The sequence below is a fragment of the Flectobacillus sp. BAB-3569 genome (assembly GCF_002270355.1).
GTDB lineage: Bacteria > Bacteroidota > Bacteroidia > Cytophagales > Spirosomataceae > Flectobacillus > Flectobacillus roseus.
Window position 1 is genome coordinate 321,041 of the sequence record NZ_NJFZ01000005.1, and the last position, 13,786, is coordinate 334,826.

Below are 13,786 nucleotides of genomic sequence, written 5' to 3' on the forward strand. Positions count from 1 at the left end.
TTACTTCTTAATAATCCCTTCTAAAACCTTTGGGTCTCCGTCGATTGGAGGAGTGCTGATGCCTAAAAGCTGTGCAATAAATGGATATACATGAATATTTTGGAAGGTCGGAATTTTTACTCCTTTCTTGATATTGGGTCCGTTGGCATAAAAAATCGCACCCATTTCTGGACAAGCAGTTGGGTCAAATCCGTGTACACCCCAAACTTTACGTTTTTCAGGTTTTTTAGCAAGAGATTCTTTGTTGTAAAAACCATAACCTGGTTCTACCACCAATAGCATATCACCAATACGAGCATTGGTATTGAAATGTAATTTTTCGGGAATATCTGCTTTTTTATAAATCTTAAAATGCTTCTCCTTTGCAGCAATCGCATTGAATATTTCGTCGGCTTTGTCTTTATTTTTCAAGAAAATATTACCGTGAGTGCTATTATTTACAAAAAGGAAATCTTGTTTGTTCAACCCTTCCAAGAAATCATCGGCAATGATAAACGTCTCTGGACGGTTTTGCATTTCGTACATACCGTGGTCGGCGGTAAGGATAACATTTACAGGCAATTTAATTTTCTTTAATCCATTCATCAACATACCTACCAAACTGTCTGCTTCCATCACCGCAGCTTCGGTTTCAGGGGCATTAGGGCCATATTCATGTCCTTGTGTATCGACCATCGAGAAATAAATCGTCATCAGGTGCGGACGATCGGCTTCTGGTAAATTCAACCAATCAAATACCGCTTGAACACGCTTTGGATGAGGTACTTTGTCGTCGAAACGATGATAATAGCTTGGATATTGACCACCAATTGGGGCTTCGGAGCCTACCCAGAAATAGGAAGCAGCTTTCATTCCATTTTGTTGAACCAATTGCCAAATAGGCAAACCACCATAATAATAAGGGTCTTCTACCTTATCACGCTGACGAATCGAGTAAAAGGTATCGCGACCCGCATCATAAAAAGTATTATCAATCAAACCATGATGGTCGGGGTACAAGCCTGTTACCAAAGTATAATGATTGGGAAAGGTTTTGCTTGGATACGAAGGCAGCATTACCTCAGCAGCGGCACCTTTTTTAATGAAATTTTTGAGGTGTTTTACAGGATATTTCTGAACATAGTCATGACGGAACCCATCGAACGAAACCATTACAACATAAGGTTTATCGCTATTTTGACCAAGGCTTACAAATGCCCAGCTGAGAAAGCACAAAAGGCTTACTAATTTTTTCATGAAGTGTAATATTAAAATGAATGATAAATAATGTTTTGGTTTCGGGTTTTCGGTACAACCGAAAGGATTTATTTTTTGTCTTTCTTAAAAAAGCATTGTCTTGCGTGAAAATGCCCAAGTTCTGACAACATAAGATTGAGCTAAAAACTTTATCAAAATTAACTTTTTAGAAAGACAAGGTAAGCAAAATTCGACGAAAAGTCCCTTTTTCATTACAAGACAAAGTCCTTTAGCGAAAAGCTGTGTAATCCACGGACTTGGCAATACCTTTGCGAAAAAGTCGTTATTTTTACCAGAACATCCTATGGTTTCGGAGAAAATTCTCCAAATCACTCTAACACTAAAAAATACTATCCATGAAACTCAAAATTTACTTTTTGTTAGTTCTGGGCTTACTTTTTACCGTAACAACTTATGGTCAAGGTCTAAAACTATCAGATAAGCCAGAGGAATTTTTGGCTGATGCCCAAAATGTGCTGAGTGTATCGGGTAATCCGCAAGCCGAAAGTATAGCCAAGGGCTTTGAAAAACTATGGAATTCCGACAAACTAGCTAGTCCACAAAAGACCAAGATAGCGAGCCTTTCAAATTTTATGGTCAAAAAAGGGTACAAACCACCCCACTTTTCAAACCTATTTGATGTTGTGGTGACAGGTTCAGCTACTAGTCAACTTTCGGGAGCTACATTGGATGCTTTTCTCGAAACACTACGCAAATCAGTTGAAAGTAACGATACTAAGACAACCCTTCGTTTGATAGAAATTTCGAAATTGCTATTTGGTAATAAGGCGGTGTATTATACCAATTACAACAAATTGTATGTGTTGGATGGGAATATTAGCTTTCAATATAATGACCAAAAAGTAGAGCTTTCAAATACAACTGCTGTTGCGCCAACCAACAGCAATGCTGCCACTACTACTCCTTCAAATAACGATGGTTGGGAAGATGCTCCTCCAACACCAAGCAACAATGGAGCAGCCCCAGCACCTGTAGAAGAAACCGCTCCTTTGTTTATCAATCCTGGTCCAGCGATTGTTTTTAAGAATATCAACCTTTCTATTGTTACCGCCAGCGATTCGGCAACTTTGATAGGTACTAATGCTACATTGGGTATCAAAGATGGAGTATTGCTCGGTACTGGTGGAAAGTTTTCTTGGGAAACAGTAGGACTGCCACAGGCATATGCCGTTTTGGATAACTATAGCATGGATATTCGTAATCCACGATTAAAGGCCGAGTCGTCGACGCTGACCTATGCCGATAAGCTTGCGAATCCTATCAAAGGAATGTTTGAGTTTCAGAGTAAAAAACGCCCAAAAAATGTAGTGTCAACCTTTCCTCGTTTTATGTCTTTCAAGAATGAAGCAGTGCTAAAGAAATCTGCTGATTTTGAATATAAAGGAGGTATTGCCTTGTCTGGCAATACAGTGTTGAGTTCATCTCTGCAGGAAAAGTATACCACCATTGTAGTAAAAAAAGAAGGAAAGGTAGCTTTCAAGATTTCGGGTAGAAAATTCATAATAGGAGATTCCTTAATTACCTCACCAGCCGCCTCCTTTACAGGATATTTTGCCGAAAATGATTCTATTTATCATCCATTAGGAAAACTAACGTACGACCGATTGCAGCAAAATTTGCGACTAAGTAAAGTCGATGAAAGTGGTTTTAAGGAAGCGGGTTATATTGATAGCTATCATAAACTAGAAATTACAGCCGATGCTATGCGCTGGAGTTTGCGTGACCATAAGGTTGACTTTTATATACTCGTTGCTAAAAATGTAGTGCCTGCCTTATTCGAATCATTTGACTATTTTAATCCAGAGCGATTCAATAAAATTTCGGAAACCTTCGGTTTTAATCCATTGACTGTGGTTAATAATTATGTCAAAAAAATAATTTGACTACCGTAAAACTTTCAGAATTAGCCAAAGCCTATAACAAAGACTTAGCTACGCTCAAACCTGTATTTTTAGCAATGATGCAAAAGGGTTACTTTGAGTATGACCCTGAAGTCGAAACTATCAAATTGTCGAGAAAGGGAACTCATTACTTATCAGTTCAAAATACCAAACGAGACTATGATAACTTATTAATCCCATCGCTTTATGCAACTAGTAGTAAAGATACCACAGCTAATGCAACATTGAGCTTAAAGGACAATCAGTTGATTATTAGAGGGGTTAAGCAGTTTTATTTGTCGGATTCACTAAATGTGTACATGGCTCCTTATGACAATCTTATCAAAGTAAATAAGGACCGTAACTTCGGTATTAGTGGAGAGTTAAAAACAGGTAATTTTAGATTTAGAGGAAAAGATTTATCCTTTAATTATGGTGAATTTAGTGTCAAGTTAAACAAAATTGACTCTATTACTTTTGTGCCACAAAAAGAGCTTGCCAAACGTGGCAGAACCGAAGTTGGAGGTGATTTGAAGTATGAGTCGGGTACAATTTATATCAACAAACCCGACAACAAATCTGGTCGTCAAAGACTGGTTGAATATCCTCGATTGGTGGTTCCTACGGGCGTTACCGCCTATTTCGACCATGCCTATCGCGGGCAAATGGCGTATAACAAAAAGGTGTATTTTAAAGTACCAAGCATTGATTTTGATAGTTTAAATATCAAGGATATCGACTTTGTGGGAACATTTTATTCAGATGGTATTTTCCCACCTTTTAAAGAAACCCTGATTTCGATGCCAGACAATACCCTTGGGTTTAGTCACAAAGTGGCGGAGGGTAAGTATGTGCTTTATAATACCAAAAGCTTTATCAAGTTTGAGGAACCATTGATTATGGATAAGCGAGGTTTGCATACTGCTGGAGAAATCAACCACCTAACAGCGCAAATTCAAGCTAAAGAGGCTGTATTTACGCAAGACTCAGTCAATGCTACTGGTACCATCGGTAAAATCAATGAAGGTCCTGTAGGTCAAGCTTATTTTACCAAAGTAGACATTAAAAACTACTCGCTTAAGTGGCAACCCAAAGTGGATAGTATGTTGATTGAAACCAAAGGAAACTCATTTGAATTTTATGCTGCTTCTTCGAAACTAGAAGGTAAGTTATTAGTTCGTCAGACAGGTATGTTTGGTTTTGGTAAAGTACATCGCCAAGATTCAGAGACGGAGTCTGATAATTTCAAATTTGGAAAAGATGGGTTCTCCGCCGAACCAGCCAACTTGATGGTAGGTAGTAATCTAAAAGCGGCTAAGCCTGCCTTGTTTGGTAAGCATATGAATGTGTATTTCAACTTGACTACAGGTAAAGTAAATATCAAAACTCCTGCCGTACTCAAGCTCGAAGATTCTACAAGTATGTATTTCCCTTATACAGCCTATCGTACTTCTATCAATAGTGCGGAATGGGATATTAATAAGAAAAATATTACAATGAAAGGCGATGTTAAAACATCAACCTTTACTTCAATCGAGCCATCTCAAGAGGGCTTAACATTCAATGGGTCGGGAGCACTTTACGAAATCGAAAAACAATCATTGAATATTAGTGGCGTGCCTTTTATTAAGTCTGCTGATGCTAAAATTATTCCAGACCAAGGCCAAGTATCAATTCGTCGCGATGCCGAAATGAAGACTTTCTACAATGCCAAACTCGAAATCGATACGCTCACGAGCTATCACAAACTCGTTGGAGGCAATATTCGAATTTTATCGAGAAATGCTTTTGAAGGCGACGCCATTTATCGCTTCCCGAACTTGGTCGGTGATACACTGAATCTGAAGATTGGTAACTTTACTTTCAAAGAAATTGGTGCTGACGACCGTAAAAATAAAAAGGTAAAAGCTATTACGACTACAGCCAAAGCGACAGTAGATGAGAAAGATAAATTCCATCTTTCGTCAAAAATTCTTTACAAAGGCGATGTAATTTTAACAGCCTCGGAGAAGAATCTTAAAATGGAAGGTTTTATTAAACCCGAAACCAAAGGACGCTCAGATGTAATTAGTTGGATTCCCTACAAAGGCAATAGCACCAATAATCTAACGCTAGATGTACAGCCAGAATTAAAAAGCGATATCAATACGCAATTGTTAGCTGGTTTACATTTCCGAACAGCTTCTACGGGACTTTACACGACTTTCTTATCTGAAAAAACAGATGCCAAAGACGAGAATATTTTTGTCGTAAATGGTAAATTCAGAGATGTTGCCAAATCATCAAAGTTTGAAATAGGCACAGAAGAAACCGATAAATCCTACGAAGCCAATCGCTATATCTATGATGATGCCAAGAAAACTTTGAATCTGGAAGGTGCATTCAATTTCTTTACCCCAAATAACTATATTCAAGGAGCAGGTTTTGCGGATATTCGAATAGATAGTAGCAAATATAAATTTGACCAAATGCTATTAGTCAATTTCCCGATGCCTTCGGAAGTACTAAAAGCATTATCAGACAAAATTGTTAAAATCAACTTGGATTCAAGAGATAATGGTAGTGCCGATGAACCTGAGGATAAAGAACGCTTGATGTCAAAACTGGCAAATTTGGTCGGTCACAAAGCCGTAGAGTCAATCGAACGTCGTTTGAAAAACGAACACGTCCCAGTGCATACCATCAATTCTAAGTTGAATACCTCATTAGTATTTTCTAAGGTTAATCTACGCTATTCGGATCAACAATCGGCGTTTTATTCAACAGGAAAACTGAGCTTGGCAAGTATAGGCGGAACAGATATTAACTCGGAAGTAGATGGGTATCTAGAAATTCGTAAAACCAATGAGGGAGATGAGTTCTATTTGTATTTAGCGCCAAACGAAGATACATGGTACTTTTTGGGTTATATCAAAGGCGAAATGGGCGTAATTTCATCAGATGCAGAATTCAATAATGCTGTAGCTGCTAAGGCAAAAGGTGTGAAAAAAGGTAGTGGCAAAAACTCCTATATTTTCTTAGGTGTTGGAGCCGAGGAAAAGCTAGCCTTTGTAGAACGCTTTATGGAAGCTTATCGAGTGAAAGAAACTAAGCAGAAAAAAGTCGCTCAAGGTGATGATAAAACTAAAAAAGTAGAAAAGAAAAAAGAGGAAGCCAAAGATGGATTCTAAAATTATTAAGCCACTTCTTTCGAAGTGGCTTTTTTGTTGCTATATCATCACATATCACCTCTATGGAAAGATGAGTTTTTAATGGAGAATTTTTACATTTACAGTGAAGGCAATTTTACCTGAGGCGAATACTTCTTAAATTCATCAAACTAAAAGCTCTAATTAATTTGATTCGCCTTGTATTGATTAGAGTTATATAATTCAAATATGTTAAAAAAAGTTTTACTCTCTGGATTCATACTTGCGACGGGATTACAGTCAATGGCACAAGAAAAATGGATTTTACTAAAACCTCACCAGGTTTTTGATGGTGAAAATCTTCAAGCAAATTGGCAAGTATTAGTGCATAATCAACGAATAGAAGCAGTTGGAGCCACTTTAAAAGTGCCAGCTAATACCGAAATCATTGATTTGCCCAATTGTACATTGCTTCCTGGACTTATAGAGGGGCATTCTCACTTACTTTTACATCCCTACAATGAAGTCACATGGGATGATCAAGTACTACGAGAATCACGCGCTGAGCGTATTTTGCGGGCTGGCAACCACGCTCGCAAAACTTTATTAGCAGGTTTTACTACGGTGAGAGATTTAGGTTCAGAAGGCGCCGATTATGATGATGTAGGATTGAAACAATCTATTGAAAAGGGTGTCATTCAGGGGCCTCGTATGCTTGTTGCAGGTCGAGCGCTCGTAGCTACAGGAAGCTACGGGCCCAAAGGATTTCAGTCAGATGTATCAGTAATACAAGGAGCTGAAGAGGCTGATGGTGTTGATAATTTGGCAAAAGCTGTGCGTACCCAAATTGGGAAAGGAGCCGATGTCGTGAAGGTATATGCCGATTACCGATGGGGTTTATTTAAAGATGCTCAACCTACCTTTTTAGAATCAGAACTCAAAATGGTGGTTGATATAGCCCGCAGTTCAGGACGGGACGTAGTGGCACATGCTTCTACAGCAGAAGGTATTCGCAGAGCCGTAATGGCAGGTGTCAAGACCATTGAACATGGCGATAATGCTACGCCAGAGGTTTTTGCCTTGATGAAACAACACGATGTATGTTTTTGTCCAACTTTGGCTGCTGGTGACGCTATTTCGCAATATAGAGGGTGGAAAAAAGGACAAGATCCCGAACCAGAGCGTATAGTAACTAAGCGTAAAGCTTTCAAGCAGGCTTTAGAATCAGGCGTGAAAATTTGTATGGGAGGCGACGTTGGCGTATTTAACCATGGCGATAATGCACGGGAATTAGAATTGATGGTAGAATATGGGATGAAGCCATTAGATGTATTGCGTTCGAGTACGTCTATCAATGCAGATGTCTTTAAATTAAAAGAACTTGGTAGAATCAAGGCTGGGAATTTAGCGGATATTGTTGTGGTGGAGGGAAATCCAATACAAGATATTAAAGCCATTAGAAAGGTGAAAATAGTACTCAAAGGAGGAATTAAAGTCGATTAATAAATTATTGAGTAAAAAAAAGTAAAAGTAGATAAAGGCTTCCCAAACAAATGAGTATATTTAAAATCTATTGGCCTTCTAAGCATGATATTAAAGCGGGTTTGGCTTCAATTACTAAATCCAAAGCTGCCTAAAAAACTTGCTAGATAAACCAACGTGGATACTCTACATCTTTAACCTAGTCATGACTATGAAAAGAATATGAACCTCTACTTTTACAAGTGTAAAAAGCATTTGGGCAGAAGAAAATTAGATTTATGGTAATCGCTACCGCTCACTAACTTTTATACAAATATGCTATCCAAAAAAAGTATATTTGTTGATGGGAAAAAGATTTTTTACCATAGAAATATTGGGTTGAAAGACCAATAAGTTATACGTTTTGGAGCTTTGCACCAACCACAACTCAGCAATTCAGTACCAATTAAATAAGTAATATAGATATTATTCCATTAAAAATACTCTTACTCCAAAGCGACTATGTTTTCAGAAAAAGACCTTTTACAAATTCAATCCAAAAACATTGCGATAGAGACGGTAGAGCAGCAAATTGAAGACTTCAGAACGGGATTCCCATTCATGAGTCTAGAAAAAGCAGCAACTGTCAACGACGGTGTAATTCGCTTATCGGATGAAGAAGTGAAGCAATATGCCGATAGCTATGCTCAAAATTCAGCGGGTCTCAACTTATTAAAGTTTGTGCCTGCATCTGGAGCCGCTACTCGTATGTTTAAGTCCCTTTTTACTTTCCTGACAGAAAACAAAGCAGATAAATCGGTAGATCAGTTTTTTGAAAAACTTCCTTTATTTGCCTTTTACAAAGACTTATTGGAGTTAATTCCAGAAGATGCAGATAAGCAGACTATTGCAGAGTATTTCTTGACCGAAAAAGGATTAAACTACGGCTATTTACCAAAAGGTTTGTTGAAATTTCATACCTACCCAGAGGGTTGTCGTACGCCATTAGAGGAACATATTATCGAGGCTGCTAACTACGGTGCTTCGGAAGGTGTTGCCAACTTGCACTTTACGGTATCGCCAGAATACAACGCTGGTTTCCAAGGCTTAACCAAAAGTATCTTGCCGTACTATCAAAGAGCTTTAAATACGAAATTTAACGTTTCATTCTCTGAACAAAAAGGCTCAACAGATACCATCGCGGTAAATATGGACAATTCTCCATTCCGTGAAAAAGATGATACCTTATTGTTCCGTCCTGCGGGTCATGGTGCTTTGATTGAAAACTTGAATGATATCGATGCAGACATCGTATTTATCAAGAATATCGACAACGTTGTTCCAGATCGCTTGAAAGGTACAACTTATGATTATAAGAAAGCACTTGCAGGTATTTTGTTGAATTATCAATCAAAAATCTTTGCCTTTGAGGCTGCCTTAGAAGCTGGTGTAACGCCAGAATTATTAGCTGAGTTAGCTGAATTCTACGAAAAAGAGATTTGCGTACTACCTCCAGCGGGCTTCGATACTTACTCAGACGAGCAAAAAGTAGCATATTTCAAAACAAAATTGAATCGTCCTATTCGTGTGTGTGGTGTTGTGAAAAACACTGGCGAACCTGGCGGCGGTCCTTTCTGGTGCAAAAACTCAGATGGAACAGCTTCATTGCAAATTGTAGAGTCTGCTCAAATAGATGTAGACAGTGATGAGCAAAAAGCCATTTTCAATAACTCTACTCACTTTAACCCAGTTGATTTGATCTGTGGTTTGAAGAATGGTAAAGGCGAAAAATTCAATTTATTGCAATTTAGAGACCCTAAAACTGGCTTCGTAACGGTGAAATCTCGTGACGGAAAAGAAGTAAAGGCACAAGAACTTCCAGGTTTATGGAATGGCGCTATGTCTGATTGGAATACTGTTTTTGTAGAAGTTCCATTGATTACGTTCAATCCCGTAAAAACGGTAAACGACCTTTTAAGAGACGAACACCAATAATAGTGTATATTATAAGTTTAAAACCCTCAAATGTGTATGGCTCATTTGAGGGTTTTTTTATTATCTACGAATAAAGTCTAGGTAGTAGTACTGAATTATGAGTTGTGAATTTGGTTTGTACGAAGGATTATAAAAACCATTTCGGATATCGAATGTTGGATTTCGGAAATGTAAGCTTCTACATTTTGTAAAAAATAATCGTATTTTACTTTATTTCCGAAATCAGAAATCCCAAATCTGAAATTGTTGTAAATCCTTCGGACAGACCAAGTTCACCGCTCACAATTCAGTATTTATACTAAGTATAAATCTCCATATCCCACTTGCAAGCATGGAATACCTAGTTCTAAACGCCAAAGGTCTATTGCTTCTTGTTGGGTTTCCAAAGCTAGTTTTACCTGATATTTGGAAGAAATATGTTGTTCATACAACTCTTTTTTTACTCGAATTCCTTTTGCACCAGAAGGATACATCAATAATTCATCAAACTCGATGCGATTGTAATAGAGCCAATTTTGTGTTTGTCGACGATAGTTTTCTGGGCGCTGGGTTAGCAAAATGATTCGGTAATTGGCTGCTCGGTAAATATCTAGTAACTCTTTGATGGGTTGATGCACCAAGTCATTTTCGCACAAAAAAACGTCTTGTAGATTTCGCTGATGAGCTATTGCCAATACATTATCCAGTTCACAAATGAGAGCTTGAGGTAATAACCCATCAGCTTCTGTATAGGTATATAGTTCTTCTTTTGATACAATATGTTGACGATAGAGCTTTGAAATAACTGTTGCTCCAACACTTGGCACTCGCTGGCTATCGCGCTCAATACAGGTGCCTAAGTCTGCTTCAAATGACTTTATTTCTATTTCTACTTTGGTACGATGTGTTTTTTGAAATTGCTCTACGACCTTTTTCACTCGCTCGATAGGTCTTTCCCAGAGATTAGTATCATCAATAACTACATTCTTTCCAGACTTAAGTGCCTCAAACAACATCATATCGCGGAGCTGTTCGACAAAGCTTTCATTCTCTTTTGAATGCACACTATCATCTAGCATAGCGCGCATATCATCCTTATTGAGACGTTTCCACAAACCTCGACTATCAGCTACCAACGCTTTAGCAAATGTAGATTTTCCACTAGCAGGAATTCCTTGTAGAATAAGTACTTTTTGAGACATCTTTTTTGAACATAAAAAAGGCACAGAGTCAGAAGCTCTGTGCCTAAGTTGGATACTGTTAAATCCTATAAACTTTTAGCAGTGGGCTGCTCGAAGGTTATTTATCGATTGCTTATGCTAATACATTTTCTTTTTTCTCTTCTGGAAAAATAAAATCAATTGGCTTACTAACTTTTTCAGGTAATAAAGCAATTTTCAATACCTCATCCACATGGTCTACATAGTGGAAAGTAAGGTCTGAAATATAAGCTGGCGTGATTTCTTCAATGTCTTTTTTGTTTTTATTACAAAGAATAATCTCTTTTATACCAGCACGCTTAGCTGCCAAAATCTTTTCTTTGATACCACCTACTGGCAACACTTTGCCACGTAAAGTTACTTCACCAGTCATAGCCAAGTGTGGTTTTACTTTGCGTTGTGTCAAAGCTGAAGCAATAGACGTAGTCATGGTAATACCTGCAGAAGGACCATCCTTAGGCACCGCTCCTGCTGGCACGTGAATATGCAAATGATAATTATCAAAAATACGATAATCAATCCCATAATCATCCGAATGAGCACGCAAGTAAGATAGTGCCGTTAGTGCCGACTCTTTCATGACATCACCCAATTGTCCTGACAAAGTCAAACCTCCTTTTCCTCGGCTCAACAATGATTCAATAAAGAGAATATCGCCACCTACAGGAGTCCAAGCTAAGCCTGTAACTACACCTGCCAAGTCGTTCGTCTCGTATAAATCTTTATCAAAAATCTCAGTTCCCAACAATTTCACTACATCATCAGGCTTAATTACTTTAGGGTAATCATCACCCATGGCAATTGCCTTGGTAATTTTACGAACTAGCTTACCGATTTCTTGTTCCAACTTACGTACACCCGACTCACGAGTATATCCTTCAACTATTTTTTGGAGTGCACCATCGGTTACATTAATCGTTTTGTTTTCGAGACCGTGTTCTTCTTTTTGTTTTGGAAGTAAGTGTTTTTTGCCGATTTGCACCTTTTCTTCCATAGTATAACCGCTAATGTCAATAATCTCCATACGGTCACGCAAGGCTGGGTGAATCGTGTCAAGAGAGTTGGCAGTAGCAATAAACAAAACTTTTGACAAATCGAACTCTACTTCTAAGTAATTGTCCAAGAAAGCGCTATTTTGTTCTGGGTCAAGTACCTCCAATAAAGCAGAAGAAGGATCGCCACGGTGGTCAGAACCAACTTTATCGATTTCATCAAGAATAAATACTGGGTTTGATGAACCAGCTTTCTTGATGTTTTGCATCAATTTGCCTGGCATTGCACCAATATAAGTTTTGCGGTGACCACGAATTTCTGATTCATCGTGTAAGCCACCCAAGGCCATACGTACATATTTACGACCCAAGGCTTTGGCGATAGAACGACCTAAAGAGGTTTTACCAACCCCTGGAGGGCCATAAAGACAAAGGATTGGTGCCTTCATATTGCCTTTCATTTTCAGAACGGCTAAATATTCGATGATACGCTCTTTTACTTTTTCTAAACCAAAATGGTCAGCATCAAGTACTTTTTGCGCCTTTTTTAGGTCAAAATTATCCTTCGAATATTCGTTCCAAGGCAAATCAGCTAATAACTCTACGTAGTTCATGAGCATAGGATACTCAGCCGACATGGAGTTGGTACGCTGTAACTTTCCTAATTCCTTTTGGAAATGGTCAGAAATCTCTTTTGACCATTTTTTATTAGCACCTTTAGCACGTAATTTATCAATTTCTGCCTCAGGGCTATCAACGCCTAATTCTTCTTGAAGAACCTTAATTTGTTGACGTAAATAATAATCTCTTTGTTGTTGGTCTATGTCGCTACTGGCTTTACTTTGAATCTCACGTTTGAGCTCAAGCAAATCAATATCTTTCATCATGTACTCCAACAAATTTTGAGCTTGTTCGATTCCGCTAAAAGTTTCGAGCAATTGCTGTTTTTCAGCTAATTCTGCATTAATATTAGCTGAAAGGAAATGCACCAAAAAGTTAGGAGACTCAATATTATCTAGGGCAATTTGTGCCTCACGTGGAATTTCAGGATTTAATAATAAAATTTTTCCAGCCGCATCTCGCAAAGACTGAACCAAAGCTTTATTCTCACGATTTAACTTCGTTGGGAAAGTGTCTTCAATATAGCTCACCTTAGCCAACAAGTGTGGTTCTGTTTTGACATACTCGGTTACTTCAAAACGCTTACGCCCTTGAACGATAATCGTGATATTTCCTCCTGGCAACACAATCATTTTTAGGATATGTGCTACCGTTCCCACTTTGTACAAATCATCACCTACAGGTTCTTCTTTGCTAGGGTTGGCCTGTGCAATAACACCAATGGTACGATCACCTTTGTAGGCTTTCTTGACAAGGCGCACAGATTTTTGTCTTCCTACCGTAATAGGAATCACCATGCCTGGAAATAATATGATGTTGCGAATAGGAAGTATTGGTAATTCATCGGAGAGTTTTCCTAACTTCTCGTCATCAACTTGTTCTGTACCTAAAGGTATCAACTCAATCCCATCGAAATCCGAAATTTCGGCAAGTCTGAGTGTATCAAAAAATTTTTTATTGTAGCTCATAATCTCCCTCTAAAAAAATTTGGATAAGCGGTAAGGTATTATAATTAAGTAACATTCAGCATGATGCTTTTGGCTATGAGCTTATAAGCAAATTAGAAGCAATAGTTTATCAATATTTCCGTAAGCAAGCTGCTGTTGATGAATTTTACTCATAATTTGAAGAAGTTGTAGAAAAAATTAATGATGTTAAAAATAGATTTTGTTCTGCGCTTAATTCCAAATTAGTAAGTAGCTCAACTGACAAAGTGTCAGAATGATAATAAAGTTATAGTAAAATCTGAATAC

Annotated in this window: 7 protein-coding genes; 4 read left to right on the plus strand and 3 right to left on the minus strand. The window is 38.0% G+C overall.

Annotated features, from left to right (window positions below; all coding sequences use genetic code 11):
- A complete protein-coding gene (locus BWI92_RS05105; protein WP_095161040.1) occupies positions 1 to 1,236 on the minus strand; it encodes an alkaline phosphatase family protein in 1,236 nt (411 codons plus the stop codon).
- Between the two features lie 356 nt (positions 1,237 to 1,592).
- Here BWI92_RS05105 and BWI92_RS05110 point away from each other — a divergent pair, with 356 nt between their 5' ends.
- The 4 genes from BWI92_RS05110 (at position 1,593) to BWI92_RS05125 (ending at position 9,721) form a co-directional block, all read left to right on the plus strand.
- Positions 1,593 to 3,140 carry a hypothetical protein gene (locus tag BWI92_RS05110; RefSeq protein WP_095161041.1) on the plus strand — a complete coding sequence of 516 codons (1,548 nt, stop codon included), beginning with the start codon at positions 1,593 to 1,595 and terminating at the stop codon, positions 3,138 to 3,140.
- Complete coding sequence (locus BWI92_RS05115) at positions 3,137 to 6,307, plus strand: hypothetical protein (RefSeq protein ID WP_095161042.1); 3,171 nt, start codon at positions 3,137 to 3,139, stop codon at positions 6,305 to 6,307. The genes BWI92_RS05110 and BWI92_RS05115 overlap by 4 nt, the downstream gene beginning before the upstream one ends.
- Positions 6,308 to 6,514: 207 nt before the next feature.
- The gene (locus BWI92_RS05120; RefSeq protein WP_095161043.1) at positions 6,515 to 7,768 is read left to right on the plus strand and encodes an amidohydrolase family protein; all 1,254 of its coding nucleotides are present in this window, start codon (positions 6,515 to 6,517) and stop codon (positions 7,766 to 7,768) included.
- A gap of 480 nt (positions 7,769 to 8,248) precedes the next feature.
- On the plus strand, positions 8,249 to 9,721 hold the full coding sequence (locus tag BWI92_RS05125) for a DUF4301 family protein (protein ID WP_095161044.1): 1,473 nt from the start codon (positions 8,249 to 8,251) through the stop codon (positions 9,719 to 9,721).
- A 293-nt stretch (positions 9,722 to 10,014) separates the two neighbouring features.
- Here the strand turns inward: BWI92_RS05125 and BWI92_RS05130 are convergent, their stop codons facing one another.
- On the minus strand, positions 10,015 to 10,902 hold the full coding sequence (locus tag BWI92_RS05130) for an AAA family ATPase (RefSeq protein WP_095161045.1): 888 nt from the start codon (positions 10,900 to 10,902) through the stop codon (positions 10,015 to 10,017).
- A 112-nt stretch (positions 10,903 to 11,014) separates the two neighbouring features.
- Positions 11,015 to 13,501 carry an endopeptidase La gene (lon, locus tag BWI92_RS05135; protein ID WP_095161046.1) on the minus strand — a complete coding sequence of 829 codons (2,487 nt, stop codon included), beginning with the start codon at positions 13,499 to 13,501 and terminating at the stop codon, positions 11,015 to 11,017.
- Positions 13,502 to 13,786 lie beyond the last annotated feature (285 nt).